Raw genomic sequence first — 20,288 nt, forward strand, 5'->3', positions numbered from 1 at the left:
AGATCCAAAGTCTCAACTAGAGTATTATAATTTATATCAATAGTTGTTAGTTGATTGTCACTTAGATCAATAGAAGTTGCATTTACATAAGGGTCCAAGTCTATGGAGTATATTTCGTTCGATGGGGCTGATATACTCCCTAATTGGTCAGGTGCTATCGAAATGCTTACTTCGTGATAAGGCTCTCCATCAGAGTATGTGTATGCCGGGTTATTATTCTGTATAAGTACTGTTCCGTCTCCAAAATCCCAACTTGCGTTAGATAAGTCTAGTGTAGTTACTGAAAAACTTATACTTCCTTGGGAGTATGTTGCAAAAAGTGCAGAATATCCAAAAATGTAATCATCTATATTAATCACCCAGGACTTCGATATTAAGCTCTGGTAGGAAGGGTAAGATGCTTCTGTGGGATTACTGTTGTTTTCTATCGACAGGTAGCCTCCGACAATATTATTATTATCTAGAGATATGACTACACTATCAACATTATCTGAGGGTAGGTTGTTTTCACTAATATCAAAATAATCACAAGAGGTTAAATTATTTGTGGCGATTGAAGATATGTTATTAAATGATGCAATAAATCTCTCAAGATTCAGAGAGGATATATCCAAAGCACTAAGGCCGCAGCCCGATGCTTCTAAGGTCGTTAAAGAAGTGTTACTTGTTGGGTCTAATGTCCCAATGTTATTATTAGAGAGATAAAGCTCTTCAAGTGCTGTTCCGTTAGAGGGATCAACAGAAGCTATCCTATTACCTGCAACATTCAATATCCTTAGAGAAGGTACACTATTAATAGAAATATCTTCTATCTCATTATTTTGTGCATAACAAGTCTGCAAGTAGGGATTACCTTCCAATTGAAAACTCGTAACCAAATTATTGCTCAAATCAATGTCTGTCAATGATACTAGAGTACCGATGTTTAGTTCGCCCAATTTATTGTTTTGGACGTAGAGGCTAGTTATATTGTTAGATGCTGTTAGGTTGATTCCTGTAACATAACAATCAGACACATCGATAGTGTCAAAGTCTGCAGGCAGAACTGAGTAAGTATCTACCTCGTGGCTTGTTCCGTCATCTATATAATTTTTTGTAGGGGCAGAATTATTCTGTGAGAGGTTTCCGTCTCCCCAAAGCCACGACACTTCAGTGCCTGTAGAGTTAGTTATGATTGGAGATATTGGTTGTCCCGTCTGAGCTTCTGTGACGAATAGTCCGTCGAAGAAATTAGGAGGCTCTGGAGCATTCTCTTCCACATATTCCTGGAAGTCTGCTTGTGTTAAGAACTCATTTACCAAAGGTAGTCTGTTTGGTCCAGATCTTTGGAAATAATATAATTTGTAGCCTCCGTTCTGGAATGATTCGCGAGTCAAGTCGCCCGTACCAACTACCATGAAAAGTCCTTTAGGACCATTAGTATCAATGTTGGTCAAATTCAAGGGACTCCCAGGAACTAATTTTAATCCGGAGATTAGAAGATTCTTGTCTGCGTCTAAAATCTGCATGAAGAATCTTTGGTATCTTGTGGACCAGTCAAACTGGATTACGTAGTCTACACCGTCACCGTCCAGTTCTAATTTCTGAGAGGTGCTTTTTGTTTTCGATACATCGATAATAAGCATGATTACCTCCTAAAGGGTTTGTGCGTGTTGTTTTATATTGTCACGCCTTTCTAATTCTTTTTTAACTTCTAATATCTCGAGCATGTTTCTTGCTTGCTCCCAAGACCACTCATAAGCTATTTCCACGAAACTGCCGTACCTTGCGTCACACAGGGAACCGATGTCTATGTAGGTGTCACTGATAGATGAGATGTACTCGTCCAGGCTTCTTTCAGTTTTGAGCTCTGGATTTTCTATCTCCATCTGTTCTTGAGTCTTAATGTCCCAAAAGTCATCTGGGAGATTGCGATCTTTAGCGTACTGTCTTACAACTTGTGAACGTTGGGCTTTATATTTTTCTTGCTCGGCTCTGACTTCTGGGGAGACTTTGATAGTGTCTTCTTTTTCTGGGAGACTTCGTGCTCCGGTAAATCGTTGTCTCCCCCGAAAAAATCCGGGTAATTGTGATTAAACACTTCTTGAGCTACAGAAAACATTTCTTTTGTGTTATCGAAATTTTGAGGATCAATAAGTACCCAATTCTCTTTAGTTTCCTCTAAGTAAGTTTTTTCGAAGAGATCTTCAGCTAGATTCTTAAGTGTGTTTTCGCCGAGGGCATCTACTAGTTCTTCTATATTTATATTTAGAAATTTCTCTTGCCCTAGCTCTAAATCTTGTTCTTGCCCTAGCTCTAAATCTTGTTCTTGTTCTTGCTCTTCTTTTTTGTTAGACTTAAAAATTCTGAAAATTTTAATCAGCTTGGGCATGTATTTTAATAGTAATTCGTTACCGTCCAGGTACCCAAATTTGACTGATTTGAACTGCTCTTCTCCTACTTTAAAGTAGTGTGGCTTTGTTTGAGTTTTTCTTCTCATGATCTATTTTCCTTATGTTTAAAAATACCCCTCCCATAAGAGAGGGGTTAATTTTGCTTATGCTAAGAATTCAGCTACCGTAGCTGCTGTTGAAAGGGCATTAACAACATCACTGGACTCATTACCTGAGATATTCCATTCGATGTTTGAAGCCTCTATCACCCATTCGCGAGTGCCTATTTCTTTAGCATATCCAGATTCTGGCATACCTTCTACCCAGGCACCAGTACCTAAGAAATAAGTACCTGTACCACTCGTGTTATTGTCACGAACACCCAGACCGAAAGTAGCAGAACCGTCGGGGTTAGCTAAGTCTGCTTTAAGTAGTCCAGAGAATATCTGGTTAGCTGCTGATGTCTGATTCAATGTGTAGACGAATCTACCAGAGTCGGACACATTGTGTGAGCGGGAAGTTGTCCCGTCAACAGAAGTGTATTTTACGAACTTAGGTTCGTCCAAAGTAATTGTAACAATGTCTGAATCACTGAAGCCAGTTATTGTTTCTCCGGCCACACTGTTAACAAGTTTCTTTGGTGAATATGTTGCTACACCCATAATTTACTCCTTATACGTAAAGATTAATTAGTACGTTAACTTTCTGAACAGCGTTTGCTAAAGTAGCTGCAACTGTGAACAGAGGAGCTTCACGAGATTGACGTTGAGCGGAAGTAGTTGCGGAGACTGGATCGTAGTATACCAAGTACCCTTTACGAGTAGATACTTTTCCGAAGTTATCAGTCTTAGATACTGTCTTAGCGATGAATCCTCGAGAGATGTACTGTTCACAGATTTGTTCTATTTCAATGGCGATCTCAGCGAGACCTTCATCAGTGTATTGAACTTTACTACCAGATTTTACTGTGGTAGCTAGTTTGCGAACTAGGGCTATCTGCATGTCAGAAGCCATGTTGTCTCCACCACGGATTGTATCAATCCATTCACCAGAAATAACTCTACCCTCTTGAACCATGTCCACTCCGCCGAAGTCGATGAAATAGTTACCGTAGGGCTGCAGCACATTTCTTTCTGTTGCAGAAAGGGAGTCGGCTACTACCCCAGTTACTTGAGAGTATCCCCAGATAGAAGACCCTGGAGCTGTCCAGATTCTTTCTCCGACCCATCCACATTCTCCATATGTTTCGTCTGCAGTTGCAGAGTACTCGAATACTGTTCTGTCGTAGTTGAACTGTTGGAGAAGACCGTAGACGTTGTTTGCGTCCGGGGTAGTGTCCTCTGGAACTGCTACGAGGTTTTCCTCGTTACTATTTGTAACAAAGTAAAGAGCTTTGTAGTTAGCTTCGATTTCAGAGGCGATCTCTAAGATACCGGATACTGAATGGTCGTAAGTCATCAATACTGTCCAAAGACCATAAGATGCTGATATGTTTTTAAGAGCATTTGCCCATGTATCTTGACCACCATAAGTAGTTGTGAATTGAGAAAGACTAGAAGCTACTGTAAGTGAATATCCAGTGTTTTCATATATATCTATACGTGCGCCTGTTGCCAATAACCACTGAGAAAGAGAAGAGTCGTACATGTAAGATGTATTAGATTCGTCTACAATCTCAATCGACTCGTTGTTGTTTGGAGTCTCAAATGTCCACTGAACACCAAGATCTACATTAACGCCGTCGAATGAGTAAGTTTGTGCTCCAGCTGCTTCGTCGGCAACTGTAAAAGTGTCATTGGCAGTACTAGTAGTCTCTGTCCAGACAGTAGTATAAGTAGCTACAGAACCGTTGGACATGCCAGAAAAATCACCAGCAAGTGTACCGAGGCTAGAGTCTAGTAAAACTACGTCGCCACTAGTAGGTGTTAGGAGTGAAGAGTCGTAAGCACGAGTGTCTACTGCTGTGTTTGTGCCTATAACAGAAGTAGCTACAGTATCATCCTGGGCTGCAAACTGACCAGAGGCAGTTCCAAGAGTTCCGTCGATTAGTACTCGGTAGCCGTTTGAGGGGTCGTTAGGATCAGTGATTGCTCTAGTTTCGGCTGCAGTTATAGGTGTGAGTGCATTGGAGCCAGTTGAAACTACTGTAACCTCTACAGGTATAGTGGCATCGGCATTTGCAAGAGTTGCAATACCGTCCATGATTGTGTCTGCTGTAGCGCCTACTCCGGAATTGTAAGTGATAGGCGTGCCTTGGAATGTTACTGTGTAATCAGTATTGTCGATAACTTGAGAATCAAGCATTGTTAGAGTAGCAGTAGTTGCGTCTCTACGACCAATAGTGAGCTCATTAACAGAGTTTTCTTGAGAGAAGAATGTGACAGCTGCGCGATAAGTTTTACCTTTGCTATCGAAACCGTCAGTCAGCATGTCTGCTGCACTCTGGTACTGTCTGTAAACTTCAGAGAAAATCTGCTCGTCTGTAACAAACATAGCAGAATTGAAATTCGGTGCAGTGAACGACGGGGTGTCACGGGTGACTTGAATATCTACAAGAAGGTCTAAATTGCTTTGAGACATAATTGTTCCTTGTTTATTGTGAATTTATTTTTGTTGTACCAAGGTCTAATGTGCCGTCGGCAGCATCTCCAGTAGGTGCAACTGCGATATTAACGCATACATTTTCGATCGGGGTAATACCCTCATCGTATGTAGGTTGGCTAGGCAATCCTTCATTAGCAGGATTGTAGCAAGATGCAAAGTTACCGTCCGCAGTACCTAATGTTATCTCAAACTGGGCTCGTTCTTCGTAGCCGGCTTGAATTAGTTCTGTGAAATTTCTAACTTGCGTGTTGTCTCGGAAACATACGCCAACATTACTGAGGGCTTGGGTCATGGAAGGATATTCCATATACCTTGCTAACTTAGTAGCAGCTGTGTATGCGCCTTTTCCAAAGGTGTCTATTATTAAGGTGACATCCTGGTGCTGTTTTACCTGCATCCCATTTTCGTCTATGTCACCTGTTTCTAGCGTCCCAACATCTTGAACATTGGCTACATCGATAACTGCGTAAGGATCAGATGGGGCTACGAAGTTAGGATGGGCCTGTATTAGATAATAAGGATCTCTACCATTAGCCAAAATAGGTCTGAATATGGGTACTAGAAGGTCTAAGAATTTTTCTGAATAATCAATCATCGTGCCACATCCTTCAACAGAATGTACCTGTAATGGGGAATTGGTGAGAAATAAGGGTCCCACTCGTCTTTGTGGTTAACGTAGAATTCAGATCCTCCGTAAACGATGATGTCGTTCTCTTCTAAAGATTCGTGAAGAAACAATACTTTTGCATCGAATACGCGGAAACCAGATGGTAACTTTTCAAGATCCTCACCAACCACTGGTTGTAGTGATCCCATGAGAGTAAAAGTTTCCGTTATAGGTTCGCCATATCTTCCTGTTTCGATGTCTATCTCTGGAGGTGTGACTCTTTTGACCGTCACTGGGCCTTCTCTTACGAACGACATTATGCCTCCTATTTTCTTTTCTTGTTCTTACCGCCCTTTAGACGTACTTCGATGTCTTTGAGCATTTTTCCCGTATCTATACCAACTTTCTCATTCCCTTCTTTCATGGCTATAGTGAGGGGGGACAAAGGTACTCCTGCTCCTGGGAATTGTTGATCGTATACATAGTCTTGAACTATTCTTTTTATATCGAAAGCTGTACGTTTACTTGTATCTTCTCCCTCAAAAGCCTTCTTTGCAAATAGGGCTAGTTCTGGGACTATCTTTTGAATAGCCTGGTTATTCTCGTACTTTAAAGGGCCTAGCCAAGGTCGCCTTTTCTTAAAGTAGTGTTCTGGGTCACCGTATTCAAGTAAGTATCCCTTACGAGCACTTTCTTTATTAAATAAGCCTATTTCGAAAGTCTGCCCATTCTTACCGAATGTTTTTTGGAACTCTTTAAGTCCTGTAGTGTCCAATTTAACATTCTTTCTCTTAGCTTTTCCGCCTCTGCGATTTTTTGCTCTACGTGCCACTAGAGCCGTTCAATGGAGCATGACCAGGACCAGTAGGGCCATTGATTAATCTTGTCTCTGGAAATTCAGAGATCATTGTCAAGCCATCGTGGTAGATGTCGGGGTCGTTTTGCTGCTCTTGTCTGTCTTCTTCAAAGAATCCAGTAAACTGCGCGAAAATTGGGGTATTACGAGAAGCTGAAGTCAGCATATCGTCTCGAGATTTTTTGAGAGCTTCTAACAATTGAGATGCGCTCTCTGCGGTTTGTCCTGTCTCCCTGTCCACCATGAGGCCAGCTCTGGAGATCATAGAGTCCAGACATTTGATCGATGCGTCAGTTATGTTTTCGTATGAATTTCCTAAGAAGTGCTTTATCTCTTCGTCCTGGAGTGTTATTAAATCATACTGGTTTACCTGACCTATATTCAATCTTACTTGAAATATTTTATTCGAACTTAATTGGGACGGGTCATAAGTCCACGACATAATTCCTCCTTGATTTGAGAGTTCGCCCCTCCGGAGAGGGGCTATTCAGCTTAAACTGTAGCTGGGTTGATACAGTTCTTAAGGTAGAAGCCTAACTGAGGACTGACCACGTTGTTATCGTAAGCGAAGAAACCATCAACGTAAGACGTGAAGTTCTCTTTTACGTAACGAGCGCGAATCAACAGGTTAGTACTATCAATGCCACCACCAACAGAACCGCGAGCAAGTGAAGGATCACTTCCTGCCATAGTGTCAGTGAGACCATCCCACTTCATGCAAGCAGCTGCTGTGCGAGAGTACTTGCTGAAACTAGGACCAGAGTACATAAGGAGACAAGAAGTCTCGAGTACCCACTCCATGTCACCAAATGTAGGTGTAGAAGTCTGGCCGAAGTTGAAGTTCTGAGTGTCTCTGTTCGCGTAAGCGATGGACGTTATGTTTTGGTAAGACATTTCTACAACTTGAATGTCAATAGGAGCGCCACCAACGCCAGAACCGATGTTCTTCTGGAGGATAGCTTTAGTTTGATCGTCACCACCATTTACACCAATAGTGAGTGAGGCCCATTGTTTGACTTGCTCGTTCTCTTCGAGTTGGTCGAAAACCAAACGAGGGATGAGAAGTTTGTTTGGACGCATGCCAGTCTGTTTCTGCATAGTGCGAACAGCTTGCTTGAGGATGAGAATAGGATCAGACTCACCAGCAGCACCTTCGTTCCAGAAACGGAAAGAGCCTGCACCAGAAGTACCGATTGGTAGAGTTACATCTCCATCGATAGGGTTAGTTGAAGCTCCTGTAGCACCAGCAGCTTGAAATTCCCAAACGTCATCAGCTAGGAAGGTGTTGGCAAAGTCGATTTCGTAGTCAACTACAAAGTTGTTACCGAGGAAGTTAGAAGCGTCGTTCATTGGTTCTAGAGTGTCGGAAGCTTCAACGATCTCTTCGTTTGTAACAGCAACAGAAAGGTGTTTCTGTGTAATACTGTATGTAGCGATACTAGCAGCGTACTTAGCGATTGGTGCAACTGTACCAGGCTGGCGAGTAGCAACCTGTGTTGACATGAAGTAAGCTTTGTCGTATTCCCAGTATGTTCCAGTAGAACGCTTGCTTGATTTTTGAGGAATGATACCACTTGCATAGAGGTTAGCGTTTAATTCCCATGCAGCCACAGATGTGTCGCGGATCTCTTGTTGGATGTGGTTGTTGGTCCAGTTAATTTCGGCCATGATTTATATCCTTTATTTTAATTACTGTGCAGAAGCCATTTCAGCTTCTACTTCTTGACGAGCTTGTTTAGAAGCTAGATGACGACCTACACCAGCGGCAAGCTTTTCAGCTCTTAATTTAGCAATTCGTTGGTCTTTAGACTTAACGAGCTTTTCAGCGTTGGATTCACCAACATTATTGAAGGTACCGTTGTCTTCAGCTTTTGTGATGTTGGCTAGTTTGCCAAGCTGTTTTTCAAGGGTTTCGAACTCTACTTCATCAAGAGCATACTTACACTTCTTGAGAACGGAGCCAAAACCTTCAGCGTCGTCAGCTTTAAGATCTTTAGCTTTCTGAACGAACTCAGCTGTTTCAGCTTCGTCCTTAGCTTTACGGAGAGCTTCGAGCTCTTCATGCTCAGCTTTTGCTTTAGCTCGTTCTTTCTTGAGCTCTTCAGCTTGAGTCTCTTCTTTAGCTAGTTGATCGGCTTTGAACTTTTTGAGTTCTTCGTATTCTTTGTCTTTAGCTTTTTTTACAGCTTCGGCTTCGAGCTCTTTTTTAGCTTTTTCTTTTGCGAGAGCTTCTTGAGCTTTCTTGTCTTCTACGGACATAATTTTATCCTTTGTTTGAGGTTGTTTTGCTTTCATGACGAGGATCTTGGTCGCGTTAGCTGCCTCGTCTACTAAGGCTACGTGGTGATCTTCTTCTGAGAAGTCGATGTCGAACAAACGCTTTTCGACCCTGTGACCTTCGTCAACAGCATTACCACCTGCATATTTTGATTTACTAAGCTTCTGCGACATGCAATTTGCACTGATAGAGAAACCTGTGAATTTTCCGTCCTTGACATCTTGCCATAGAGTATCGTTTTTGATCTTCATTGTGGCTAACCAAGTACCTTTCTTGACAGTAATAGTACCGTCTGTGGTTTCCATTGGTATGTCAGCAGGAGCTAGATAGTGCTCAACGAATTCAGCAGTATCTTTGCTTATGTCAAAAGCATGTTGAATGTTTGCCTTACGACAATTTTCGCGATAGTTTCGACAAGCTTGATGGACTTCTTCTTCACTATAAATATGCCCGTGGTAGTCACCTTCGTCAGGGACCAGTACCGGAGCAGTGATTTCCCTTTGTTCTGCGAATACTTTACGTAATTTCATAGTGAGAAGGCCTTAATTAGCTTTCGAGAGATTGAACTACTGCTTCAGTAGAAACAGCAACGTCTCTTCCGATAGATTTGTTGAAGTGACACATTGCCTGGAAAGGGCGAAGGTATCTTACAGTGTCTACGTGGTATACAGAATCAACGGAATCTGGTTGTTCACTGGAAAGATCTGTTGTGAAAGCAGAATCTACTGTGAGGTTTGTGTCGTCCGTGATAGCTGTAACTTCACGGAATTCGTCGCCAGCTGCATTGGAGATAATGCTACCTACAGATAGTTCTGTAGTGAAAGCAGTACCACTACCTGTAACAGCTGTGCCAGAAGAACTAGCTGTGCCTGTAAGGTTTGTAGTAGCTTGACCCATTAGGGCGACTTTAGTACCGGCTGTAGGAGTGAATCCGTTAGCTTTAGAAGCCTCGTACTCGTCAACAATACCTGCAGATTCGAGAGCATAGGCATTAACGTGTACGCTTTGTGTGCCTTTGAGGGCATCGTGGATAATTGAAGTTGCTTGGAAAGCCATAATTATTCCTCTTCGTTATTTATGGTTTGGTTTGCGATCTCTGCTGCTACTATGAGCTCCAACAAACGAGATCTGTTGAATAACTGTGCCTTTGGTATTTGTTGGACCTTGGGCACAGGTGTGGGTTGCACTCGCGAAACAGTCAGTCTGCGAGCTACAAGAGCAGGAGATCGAATTTCCTGTTCTGTGATAGGTTGGATCTGGGGTTGAGTCTGTGGTGAGGATTGTAGTACACCACTTGCTCCAGAAGGAGCACCTGTCTCTGTCCCTGTTCTAGTACTCGGTCCAGTGCTAAAGCTCTGGTCTCCAGTTCCAAAATTTTCAGTACCCTGGGTTAGTCCCAGAGTAGCTAGGGCTCTTCGGATTCTATACCGATGGAACCTGTATACGATTGATCCTAACTCCACATATGGAGCGTATCTTACCGCATTCTGGACGAGAAGGATGTCACCTTGAACTTTGGTAGTCCATCCGTTCTTAAATCGTCCTGTATCAACCGCTGAAGCTCCACGCGCAAGGCTTAGAGCTTTCTTAGCAATCTTTTCATAATCTTCCTCCGGATAGCCCAGAGCCCTAAGATTATATTTGTAAGTGAACATTTATATTGTCCCTCTAAGGAGCATCGTCAACTAAATCTGAAGAGATGAAGTTGTACCCTACAAAGTGAGCAGTACCTACCAAGTCTTGTATAGTACTTACACTAGTTTCTATCTCATAGTAGTGATCTGGATCAACATAATTACTGTCTAGTCCTGCAACACCTGGACTCAAAATACTAAGATCTTGAGTATTTCCAGAATTATACAAAGCTGCCGCATTACTAGATTGGTCACTATCCCAAATAGCTAATTGGTTGAGCAGTATGTCTCTTGCGTAGTTTCCACTAGAGAATCTGCCGAATCTATAATTCTGTCCTACTATCGAATTACTGTAACCATAATTAGAGTGAGTGTTGCTAGTGCTCTGCAGGTCACCATCTATATAGATTTTGAACCGGGAGTAGTAGTCTGACATCTCACTAGAATTTGTTCCAGTAGTTCCTCCATCGTAAGTTACAAGTATGTGTTGGAAGCCTTCACTCACAGAGTCTATAGAGCCGCTAGGAGTGGTAAGCTGTATATGATTTGAGGTAGACCCGTATCTTAATCTGATTCTTTTTTGACCATTGTGATTAGTTTGTTTAATCTCAATATGTCCAGTATTTACTGTATCACTTCCTCCGAAGTAAAACAATGTTTGTCCTTGATTAGAGGTAGATCCTTTATACCAAATACTAATAGTCCAAGCATCACTGGAACCAGAACCATTAGCACTTCGTTCCAAGGCTGATATAAGGGCTGCATTGCCTCCTAAGTAAGAGCTTGATCCATCCCTAAACTTTAAAGATTTAGTATTAGTATAAACAAGTTCCTCTACATTGAGAGTAACTTTAAAGTTAGTAGAACCTCCTACAGCATTAGCAGCTTTACAGTTTATTTCGTAAGAATCAGAAGTTCCGCTATATGCTGGAGCTGTTCCATTAAAGTATCCCGTACTTTGGTTAAGGACTGCCCAGCTAGGAGCATCCTCTTCTACGTATTGGTTAACTATGTCGGACCCTGAATCTAATACTATAGGTACGTTGAATGCTACTCCTTCTGTAATGTTGATAGTCTGGTCACTTATATCGGGAGCGAAGGTAGTTACAGGTTGAGGGCCTGATCCTATAATCTGTTTTGATACTTTTGGTATTCTATTAAAAGGATGTGCTTCGTTTGCCTGGAATACAAGATTGATGTCACTTCCATCGAGGTCTAATGTCCTAGTCATGATGATCTCACCTGCTGACTCGTGATACAGCTCTAGACTGTTGTCTATATTGTATATAAGAGAAACTGTTCCTAAGTTTGTTCCTATTACACCGTATCTTCCCCCTCCTGTGGGGTCGTAGTTAGATGCGTTTGTATTCATAGTCCAAGCATTTCCTGGAAAGATCTGCTCAGAAGTCAGGTATCTGAAATAGCTGTCTATATCATTGTATGGAGAAGAATTTCCAGAAGAAGCTCCAGAATAGCCTATTCCTAGATATTCTGTACGCCCAAAGTAATTCATGTTCCAAATTAGCTTCTCTCCTGGACCTATGGAGATGTTTGATTTCAATACGGTATCTTCTTCTACACCGTCTATAATTTCACCACTCTCGCTATTGTCAAAATCATGGACTATTTCCCATTCTTGATTTCTTTTAATCATTATAGGGAACTTAGCATTAGGTTGATTTTGTCCTCCAAAAGAAATAATCTGACTATCTCCTACGAGAGCTATGTTAGACTTACCTATAATAGTCTCACCTCCGTTAGAAATGTCTAATAGGTAAAGGTGGTTATCGTTACCGTACCTCAATGCCAATACTGTGTTATTGGTTAGTTCGTATCCTGTTGCGTATCGACTAGCTACGTCTACACCAAAAGATGTCTCTGAGACCCTGTTAGTTCCTGTTGTAGTGAATCTAAAAAGGTGGGACCATTTAGCAGAGTAGGTGATTTCTACATCATCACTGGTTTCCTCTGGGCCTGTGTAAACACCGAGTACGTAATATCCATTACTGTCGTGAGTCCAGACATATTCCTGTCCTTTTTCTAAGAAATCCCCATTATAGAATGGTTGCTTGTTCTCGTAAGTTGCTACAATACTAGCTGCCTCTACTTCGTCTCCTGCATTACTGCCATAAGATATATACCAATCATTAGACCTGGCAGGTAGGCTAGATCCATTAATCATATTTGTGGCATCTATAACCACCACACTAGAGTCGTTCATTGTCAGCTCTAAGTTAGATCCGTTCAACGCCCCACTAGATACGAATTTGTTTTCGTCTACTCCTAATGTGGTAACGTCCACAGTGTAGGAAGTACCGTCTTGTAGAGTTATAGTTAAATCATTCCCGCTTAAACTAAAGTTAGTTACTGGATTGCCTCCTCCAGAGGAGAATCCTGTGGTGTTCGTGAATGTGTCGTTTAACTGAACTAGTGCGTTAGATAATACAGAGTTTACCATATACCCGTCAATGCTACAAGATGCAACTGGTACGATGAATTGTATCTTATTTGACTCTTTTAAAACTACTTGAATATCTGCGCCATATGCCAATGCTTGCAGCTCATTAACATTATAAGGATTTATTCTGCTTCCAGATACTCCTTCTCTTATGATAATGTTGTCAGTAGAGTTTACACTTATGTCCACTTCAGTAAGGTTCATAGAATGGTTACTAAAAGGTAACTCGAAGTAAGTGCCTTCTAAAGGATTCTTTACTGATTTCTCTCCTATTGCTTGATAGGAGTTGTCTCCTAAAGATACTCTTAAGTTAGTCAAATCTACTTCACTAAAGTCGAGTGCGTAATCCTGTCCGATAAACCCAACATCGTCAACTTTGATTATGTTTTTATTGTCGTTCGGGAGATTTCCTACCTCTTCTGTTATTAAGAATCCTACCTTCTCAGTATTTGAACCTAGTCCGGTGTAATGTACTTGAGTATCTAGAATTTCTGCAATGAATCTAGCAGCAGGATTTAAACTAATGGTATTTCCTAGTAAATCATAAGCTTCATTAATTTGAATTGACGCTTTCGCATCTCCTGTGTTGCCTATGCCATTATATGAAGATCTGTTATTGTCGTATAACCCGCAATCTCTTAAAGTAGTGTTAGCAGAACCCCACGCACAGAAACCGGCATTCCAGTTACCGTTAACCTCATTCTGAGAGAATTTGTTATTTAGCCCACCAACACAAAGTAAACCATTGTTGGCGTTGTAGGCAGAACTATTAATAGTAACTACTATATTCTGACACCCTGCTAAGGAACCTGCTGCTAAATAGATACCTGAATCTATGTTCTGACTAGAAACATTTCTAGTTACGAATCCATAGCCATTAATACCACAGTCTTGAAGTCTTACACCTCTAAGATTGTTTTGTACAGTGTTAGCAGTAATCTCTACTTGAGGAACGCCCTGTATTCTAATAGCACCACCATTAGATGCTTCAGATCCTGAGTAAAATGACTGTAGTTCAGCGCTAGTTGAATCATAACCGAGAACTCCAGATGTGGAACTGTCTAATACAGTATGTAGTCCTTGGCCGCTCCAACCATTGTTTTTAAGAGTACATCCATCTATTTCTATTTTACTAGCTGACTTTGCGTAGATACCATACCCACCTGCGTTCATTATCTGTATGTTTTCAAAACTATACTCTTTTGTGCTACTATCGGAACTCTGATGAAAAATGTGTCCATTAGAACTGTTGTAGTTAGAGTACTTTATTACAGTCTGACCTTTTTTACTTGTGAAATGTAAAGACTTGTCGCTAGGTAGTGTTATCTCAGAAGTTATTATAAACTCCCCTCTGAGGTCAATAGTGTCTCCATCACTAGCGTTATCAACTGCGTCTTGAATATCCGTGTAAGGACTTAGTACGCTTCCTGTAGATTCTTCTAATCCTGCATAGTCGCTGCTTACATATATTGTGTTTGCGTGATTTACCGAAGCTTCAGTAAAATCCTCCACTGATATGAATCCGCTAGACTTGGTGTAGTTTAAAACTACATAATCTGAACCATTCCACAATATATCTACAGATCCTCCTTTATTGACAACTCTGCTTCCAGAAGATGATCCCATAACACGTAATCTGCGATTAGTAGTAGAGCTGTTTACTAAAATACATCTCCACCCTTGTTGTGAGGCATCTAATGTTGGTAGAATTAAGTCCTTATTATTGGTAAGAGTGTAATTGACTATGTTTCTGTTGTAAGATCCATCTATGTCTGTAGAATCTGAAGCAGGTACGTACTCCCAGGGTTCTGCTGTAGGTATTCTCTGCCAATCAGTACCGTTGTATTTAACTACGTCATTTATGTCATAGTCTTCCCCATCGTATGTTCCTGCGAAAGTTACATAAAACCAGTCACCGTTACTGGGAGTGAACCCTAGTTCAGTGTCGTTTGTGAGGTCCGGAGTGTTTGTATTGGCGTTCCAGGACCCCCTGTAACTAACAGAAACATCTGTAGGATCTACTGAAACGAATTGACTGTCTAAATATTGTTTAACTTCTGTTGAAGAATTCCCTGCTGGTTGACCATTTTTCTTTTCAAACTCTGTGTAGGGTATATCAAAAAGTATATATTCGTTAGTGGCTAGAGTCTTTATGTTTATGTTAGGGTCGTTAGCCTCGCATAAGGCAAGTTCTGTGTTTATGGAAGGTGTGGGGATTCCTTCAAATATCACTTCATTAGAGTTTTCCGCTTTGTAGATTCTTACACTCATTACTATCTCCTTAACATTAATGTGTTCCAGCCTATAACTCTAACGGAGGCTGCCGTATTTGAATTATAGGATATTTTCAAGGAACCTTCAGTGATAGATTGTCCTACGAAGTACCTTTGATCAATTAAATGCTCTTGCTCAACTCCAGCCCTATCTGTCCTAGTTGCTAGTTTAGTACTGAATCCGAAAATTCTAGGTCCCGTACCGTCTTGTGTTGCGTAGAAATCTAAGGAAACCGAGTGATCTAAAGGAACTATTAGAGGTGTTATGGCTAAATGGATACGCACAAAATGAGTGTCGTTTTCCTTAACTCCAGTATTCTTGAAACTGAATACGTTATCTTCAGTTCTCCAAATATCCGTCACCCCAGCTAAAGTAGTGTTTTGGTTATAATTGGTGTTACCGTCAGTTAAGACTCCATTATTATCGTTAGTAAGTTGTACTGTCCCACCACCAGTTCCTGTTAAGATTGGAGTATTGGCTGTCAAAGAATCTGCAAAATCTTGGAAACCTATTAATTTTCCTGGAGTTATACTATCTCCTAGTATCTTAGATTTAGCTATTGGAGAAGTCATTACTAGATTAAAGCTGTTCCTCTTAACAGAACCATCTTTCATATCACAGACTACATAGGCTTTGTTGTTCTCTTGAGTTATGTTTACATCAACAACAGGAGATTCTCCTCCTGTCGCTGCCTCTAGGATCTGTGATATTTTTTCTTCAGGGAAATCTCTTCCTCTAGGACCTACTGGACCTCTTTCTCCAGTGTCCCCTTTTTCTCCAGTGTCTCCTTTTTCTCCAGTGTCGCCTTTTTCTCCTTTTAAGCCCCTTGACAACTTATCGTTTTCTAACACAATTTCTGGGCTTTTCATTATTGCGTCTTTTAGGAAAAACACTCCGTCTCTACCGTCTCTACCATCCCTGCCGTCTTTACCGTCTTCTCCGTCCTTACCTGGATCTCCTTTGTCTCCTTTAGGTCCGGGTATAGGCTTCACTCCTACATTTTTGGCTATCTGTTCTGGAGTACATATTTGTTTGGCCAAGCCCAAAGGCATATCATCTATGCCCTTTATTTCAAGGCTCTTGACATTTGAATCGCTCATAGAGCCTCCTTTTTTACATTTTAACTAGCTGACCGTTCCTGTACTGGTAGTATTGTCCCTGTACTTCGTAGACCTCTGGTTCTTTATTTTTAGATACCTTTTCCGGAGAGGTCTCTGTACCTTTCTGCTGATTAGCACCCTGGGTCTGTTTAGGATTTGGCTGCCCGGCAACTTCTGCTTGCTTCCTAGTTGCTTCCATTAGCTCTTTCTGCAGTTCTGCAGTCTCTTTCCAAGCCTCGTCAGCACCTGCAACAGGGGCTCTGAGTTTGGTAAGTACTGTGCGCTGCAGTTCCTTAGTTGGAACAATAACACCAGATTGTACAGATTTAACAAGGGCATCAACAAATACGCCTACTGACTCAGTTTCTAAGCCTTCGTGAACTAGACACGGAGCATACATAGGGTCCATTCCATTCAGTTTTAGGAGGGCAGGGATAGCTTCGTTGTTGATTACTGAGGCGATGTTGTCCAGGTACTTCTTCATGGCCAATACGAACATGTCTTGCATAGAGCTTGACATTGCGTAAGAGCCTCCACCTGATCCTAATTTCATAAAGTTTGCAAGGATTGATTCTGCGATCAATTGTTCCTGTGCGGAAGCCACCTGACGGCACTGGTCAACGCGAACGTTTGGTCCGGCTGTCATTAGGCTAATATCTATAATTGGTACTTTTGATTCTGCGTCTACATCAGAAGGGAGTACCAGCGCAGTTTGGTCGTTGTACTTAATGGACTTGACTTGACGTATGAGGAAATCTCGTAATTTCTTTTCGTCTGCTGTAGCATTCTCTGATAGGTAACGCGAGGCGATTTTAAGTACAGGTATACCTTCAAGGTTACGAGATAGAGAAACCGCCTCAGTGGCGAGAGTTTTTTGCAATTGTTCCCAAGTGCTGACTGCTGAGTACAGGATGCTTTCTCCTTCCATGTTGCCGCCCTTTGTAGTGGTTCTGAAAAGTAGCATTCTATTTCTTGGAATTGTTTCGTACCCTCCGTTAACTTTAATTTGTCTGAGTCCTGTGAGGTCCTCATATCCATCTCCATCTTTTAGTAACCAGCGATCAATAGATTCTTGGTGTATAGACTTCCAATACTTCCAGCCGATTCTTCCGTCGTTGTATTTTGAGTTTGTTCTGGGATCTTCCGTAGATCCTCCGCGAATTTTGAATTGGGGTACTGTGACTTGAAATCCTATAGCTAACATGTCCAATGCAGAGGAAATATTGTCCTCTATTGAAGAGTTCATATCATCAAAACAGCTTGCAACGAAATCTCGAACTTCCTTGGATTTTTTCTCGTCCCAGCCTTCTGGCTTGGCGCCTATCTTTTCTGGATCAGCTGGAACTGTGTCCCAGGAAACTAAGGATAGGATATTCTCGTACCCCTGCAAAGCGCCCCCTACCGTAGGATCAGCTTGCATCTTACGGTAAGTGTTAATCTTGTTGGAAAGGCTTTGTGTTGATTGGTTAGGGTCCCTAGTATCAACTAAAGTACCATACAGCACGTTAAGTGCTGTTTGTCCTTGGTCTGGAGGAATTACTCCTGCCCTCATCTGTTCTTGAGGAATTACTAACTCTGTGTCAGTTTTTGGAAATTGGGATAAGGGCATAGTTTACTCCTTATTTGTTGTAATGTGCTCGGAACAATTTTTGCATCTCTCTGTGAAGAGCTAAAACCTTAACTGTTTCGCTACGTCCAGCAGGTCTTGGGATGATGTAATTATAAATAGCATTTAGGGATTGAAGTCTCTCGCCTCTGAGATCTTTAGTTACAAGTACTTGCTTGGCCAAATTAATGTAACGTTGGCATTTTGCTTGAGTGATCCTAGGAATGTTCTTCATTTCGATTCTTTCTAGACATTCTTTACAAGAGTCGTAGTGCTTCTGTAGAGTATCTTCTACAGTTTTGATCTCAAGAGGTTCGTCTTTGATCTCAGCTTCTTCCGGGATGTCTTCTTTCTTAACTTCTACTAGATCGCCTTCTGCGAAGCCTTCTATCACTTTACCACCGATCATTGATATGACCGCGCCTTCTGGGAGATCTGGACCATCTTCACTGATGTCCTGTGGATCGATGATGATCTTAGGTGTTTCCATTGCTTCTGGATCTTCCCCAAGTTTAACTACTTCCATATCTTCAATCTTGTCCTTCGCGAACTGAGTGAACATTGATTTCACGTATGAAGGTTTTGCAATGTTCTTTTCAACGACCTCTTCCATTGAGAAGCCGGCATCGATCAATGCTTTTATTTGTTCTTTCTTTGTTGGTTTATTGTCGCTCATAATTTTTCCTTTTGCTATAGCATGGCAGCCCAATCGGGCTCGTTTGATTCTTGTTTCTTTTTACCACGGTAATTTATTCCCATGGTGTCCAGATGATTTATGAAGTCTTCCACAGTCTCTATTTCTTCCTGCTGCACTACTTTTTCATAAGTACTGTCTTTTAGAGGGAGATTATCCACGGACATGTCGTGCAAGGCTGTGCCGTTAGGAACTACTTCACGGGCAACTAGATCAACTAAACAATCAACCTGGTCATCATGTGTGCCTGTAGGAAACGCCATGATTTCGTGCATGAATGTGGGAACCCATGGAGCATTTTCCAAATAAGATACGTACCCACACTTAATGTAAGTAGATACTGCACTGGCTCGAACTAATGAGTCTCCATCACCTGCAGAGGCGTTTCGCGGGATTGGGGAGATCGGTAAAGGGATTTTCTCTCGTTTGAGATATTGAATCAGCCCTATACCGGAAGACTTGTACTCAATGTAAATTTTCATGGGTTTATACACCCTGAACATTTTGAGTACTTGATCCGCGAGGTCTGGAGCTTCCATCCGTTCGCGGTGAATATTTTCTATGAAAACAGAGTTGTCAGTAAGGACTGCTGCTACTAAAATAACTGACCAGTCAGATCGGTTGGTCTTAGTCTGCGCTGTATCTAGTATGAAAACTCTGTATTTAATTTCTGATTCCCTTGGCTTTGGCCTGGGCATCATCCATGAACTCTTTATGATCGTACCATCTGTAGCAAATGGTTGCTGCATGTACTGACCGAAAAAGGTGAGAATCGGTAAATTCTCTTTCATGTTTCTTAATTTTGCGAGTGGGATCTTTTCAGCCCACAAAGGGTATTCGTCTTTCTCTGGATCGCCTTCTAATCGCGTGGGGGAATCCATAGGGACTTTAAGTGTTTCCAGGTCCTCTTTATTAAGTATGGCAGGGACGTTAATGTGTGTGAAATCCTCACCAACTCCTCCAAGGGGATTATCATCAGTAGGAGTAAGAAAGCCAGATATATCATTCTCATGTACCCTCTGTTGAATTACTATGATTGGAGTGTGGGCCATATTGTTCCGTCTGGACAATAATGTATTCGCGAACCATGAGTTAGCGTTATCCCTTTGAGTTTCAGAGAATGCGTCCAGGGTATTGTTCGGATCATCACAAACGATGCAGCCTCCCCAGGAGATGCGCATCTTGCCTGCACCTTTACCGGTTAAAGTACCACCGGTCGATGTAGCGTAGACTGAACCACCCTGTTTAGTCTTGAAGTCATCTTTAGCCTTTGAGCTCTTATCGAGCTCTATGGGGAAGATGGACAAGTACTTTTCGTTTGTAAGTATGTCCCTTACCTTGGAAGATGAGTCCATGGAGAGCATCTTCGAGTAACCGATTAGAATGTTCTGAGAGTCTGGGACGTGTCCCATTGTCCACGCAATGAAATAAATAAGCAACTGGGTCTTGCTGTAGCGCGGTGGGATGTTAATGATTATTCTTGGACAATCGAGTTTCCCGAGGAATAGATTTTCTAGAGTATCACAAAGTAAATCATGGTGCCAATTGGCTTTCCATCTGAATCCGTATTCAACCAGGAACATGTAGCGTACAAAATATTTAAATGAACTTGCTACGAACTTTTTCTCTTCTCGAGTCAGTTCTGTCGGGTCCTCTTCCTCAATTCCAAAATTTTCCATGAGCTGCATGTAATACAACTCTTCAATAATTGATTTATCCTGGGTCTTGAGGTGACTAAGGATCTGCATAGCAATATGCACTTCCTTGATGTCGTTTGGATCTGCTGAACTATAATCAATACTATT

17 protein-coding genes are annotated in these 20,288 nt (G+C 41.6%); all 17 read right to left on the reverse strand.

Translation table 11 applies throughout. The features are described from left to right. On the reverse strand, positions 1-1,625 hold a 1,625-nt coding region (locus HRU21_09290; GenBank protein ID NRA42481.1), incomplete at its 3' end, for a hypothetical protein. Between the two features lie 9 nt (positions 1,626-1,634). Next, on the reverse strand, positions 1,635-1,868 hold the full coding sequence (locus tag HRU21_09295; GenBank protein ID NRA42482.1) for a hypothetical protein: 234 nt from the start codon (positions 1,866-1,868) through the stop codon (positions 1,635-1,637). 62 nt (positions 1,869-1,930) lie between these two features. Beyond that, on the reverse strand, positions 1,931-2,479 hold the full coding sequence (locus HRU21_09300; GenBank protein ID NRA42483.1) for a hypothetical protein: 549 nt from the start codon (positions 2,477-2,479) through the stop codon (positions 1,931-1,933). Positions 2,480-2,536: 57 nt separating this feature from the next. Further along, a complete protein-coding gene (locus tag HRU21_09305) occupies positions 2,537-3,034 on the reverse strand; it encodes a DUF3277 family protein (protein ID NRA42484.1) in 498 nt (165 codons plus the stop codon). A gap of 10 nt (positions 3,035-3,044) precedes the next feature. After that, complete coding sequence (locus tag HRU21_09310; GenBank protein NRA42485.1) at positions 3,045-4,952, reverse strand: DUF3383 family protein; 1,908 nt, start codon at positions 4,950-4,952, stop codon at positions 3,045-3,047. A 13-nt stretch (positions 4,953-4,965) separates the two neighbouring features. Next, positions 4,966-5,571, reverse strand: a complete 606-nt coding sequence (locus tag HRU21_09315; GenBank protein ID NRA42486.1) for a hypothetical protein — start codon at positions 5,569-5,571, stop codon at positions 4,966-4,968. Beyond that, positions 5,568-5,900, reverse strand: a complete 333-nt coding sequence (locus tag HRU21_09320) for a hypothetical protein (protein NRA42487.1) — start codon at positions 5,898-5,900, stop codon at positions 5,568-5,570. Before HRU21_09320 ends, HRU21_09315 begins: the two co-directional genes overlap by 4 nt. Before the next feature lie 8 nt (positions 5,901-5,908). Then, positions 5,909-6,415 carry a hypothetical protein gene (locus tag HRU21_09325; GenBank protein NRA42488.1) on the reverse strand — a complete coding sequence of 169 codons (507 nt, stop codon included), beginning with the start codon at positions 6,413-6,415 and terminating at the stop codon, positions 5,909-5,911. Beyond that, positions 6,405-6,881 (reverse strand): hypothetical protein, encoded by a 477-nt coding sequence (locus HRU21_09330; protein NRA42489.1) that lies wholly within the window; start codon positions 6,879-6,881, stop codon positions 6,405-6,407. The genes HRU21_09325 and HRU21_09330 overlap by 11 nt, the downstream gene beginning before the upstream one ends. A 50-nt stretch (positions 6,882-6,931) precedes the next feature. After that, on the reverse strand, positions 6,932-8,107 hold the full coding sequence (locus HRU21_09335; GenBank protein NRA42490.1) for a hypothetical protein: 1,176 nt from the start codon (positions 8,105-8,107) through the stop codon (positions 6,932-6,934). Positions 8,108-8,128: 21 nt separating this feature from the next. Next, the gene (locus tag HRU21_09340) at positions 8,129-9,247 is read right to left on the reverse strand and encodes a hypothetical protein (GenBank protein ID NRA42491.1); all 1,119 of its coding nucleotides are present in this window, start codon (positions 9,245-9,247) and stop codon (positions 8,129-8,131) included. A 16-nt stretch (positions 9,248-9,263) separates the two neighbouring features. Continuing rightward, positions 9,264-9,773: a hypothetical protein gene (locus tag HRU21_09345; GenBank protein ID NRA42492.1), complete on the reverse strand. Its 510-nt coding sequence runs from the start codon at positions 9,771-9,773 to the stop codon at positions 9,264-9,266. A gap of 612 nt (positions 9,774-10,385) precedes the next feature. Further along, the gene (locus HRU21_09350; protein ID NRA42493.1) at positions 10,386-15,080 is read right to left on the reverse strand and encodes a right-handed parallel beta-helix repeat-containing protein; all 4,695 of its coding nucleotides are present in this window, start codon (positions 15,078-15,080) and stop codon (positions 10,386-10,388) included. A gap of 2 nt (positions 15,081-15,082) precedes the next feature. After that, complete coding sequence (locus tag HRU21_09355) at positions 15,083-16,183, reverse strand: collagen-like protein (protein ID NRA42494.1); 1,101 nt, start codon at positions 16,181-16,183, stop codon at positions 15,083-15,085. Positions 16,184-16,196: 13 nt separating this feature from the next. Further along, positions 16,197-17,792 (reverse strand): hypothetical protein, encoded by a 1,596-nt coding sequence (locus HRU21_09360; GenBank protein ID NRA42495.1) that lies wholly within the window; start codon positions 17,790-17,792, stop codon positions 16,197-16,199. 10 nt (positions 17,793-17,802) lie between these two features. Next, complete coding sequence (locus HRU21_09365) at positions 17,803-18,465, reverse strand: hypothetical protein (protein NRA42496.1); 663 nt, start codon at positions 18,463-18,465, stop codon at positions 17,803-17,805. Between the two features lie 14 nt (positions 18,466-18,479). Next, the coding region (gene terL, locus HRU21_09370; GenBank protein ID NRA42497.1) for a phage terminase large subunit at positions 18,480-20,288 on the reverse strand (1,809 nt) is incomplete at its 5' end.

It is taken from the genome of Pseudomonadales bacterium (assembly GCA_013215025.1).
GTDB lineage: Bacteria > Pseudomonadota > Gammaproteobacteria > Pseudomonadales > DT-91 > DT-91.

Coding starts and splice junctions, on each gene's coding strand:
- HRU21_09295 (NRA42482.1), bottom strand. CDS start 1,868: ATGGAGATAGAAAATCCAGAGCTCAAAACTGAAAGAAGCCTGGACGAG.
- HRU21_09300 (NRA42483.1), bottom strand. CDS start 2,479: ATGAGAAGAAAAACTCAAACAAAGCCACACTACTTTAAAGTAGGAGAA.
- HRU21_09305 (NRA42484.1), bottom strand. CDS start 3,034: ATGGGTGTAGCAACATATTCACCAAAGAAACTTGTTAACAGTGTGGCC.
- HRU21_09310 (NRA42485.1), bottom strand. CDS start 4,952: ATGTCTCAAAGCAATTTAGACCTTCTTGTAGATATTCAAGTCACCCGT.
- HRU21_09315 (NRA42486.1), bottom strand. CDS start 5,571: ATGATTGATTATTCAGAAAAATTCTTAGACCTTCTAGTACCCATATTC.
- HRU21_09320 (NRA42487.1), bottom strand. CDS start 5,900: ATGTCGTTCGTAAGAGAAGGCCCAGTGACGGTCAAAAGAGTCACACCT.
- HRU21_09330 (NRA42489.1), bottom strand. CDS start 6,881: ATGTCGTGGACTTATGACCCGTCCCAATTAAGTTCGAATAAAATATTT.
- HRU21_09335 (NRA42490.1), bottom strand. CDS start 8,107: ATGGCCGAAATTAACTGGACCAACAACCACATCCAACAAGAGATCCGC.
- HRU21_09340 (NRA42491.1), bottom strand. CDS start 9,247: ATGAAATTACGTAAAGTATTCGCAGAACAAAGGGAAATCACTGCTCCG.
- HRU21_09345 (NRA42492.1), bottom strand. CDS start 9,773: ATGGCTTTCCAAGCAACTTCAATTATCCACGATGCCCTCAAAGGCACA.
- HRU21_09350 (NRA42493.1), bottom strand. CDS start 15,080: ATGAGTGTAAGAATCTACAAAGCGGAAAACTCTAATGAAGTGATATTT.
- HRU21_09355 (NRA42494.1), bottom strand. CDS start 16,183: ATGAGCGATTCAAATGTCAAGAGCCTTGAAATAAAGGGCATAGATGAT.
- HRU21_09360 (NRA42495.1), bottom strand. CDS start 17,792: ATGCCCTTATCCCAATTTCCAAAAACTGACACAGAGTTAGTAATTCCT.
- HRU21_09365 (NRA42496.1), bottom strand. CDS start 18,465: ATGAGCGACAATAAACCAACAAAGAAAGAACAAATAAAAGCATTGATC.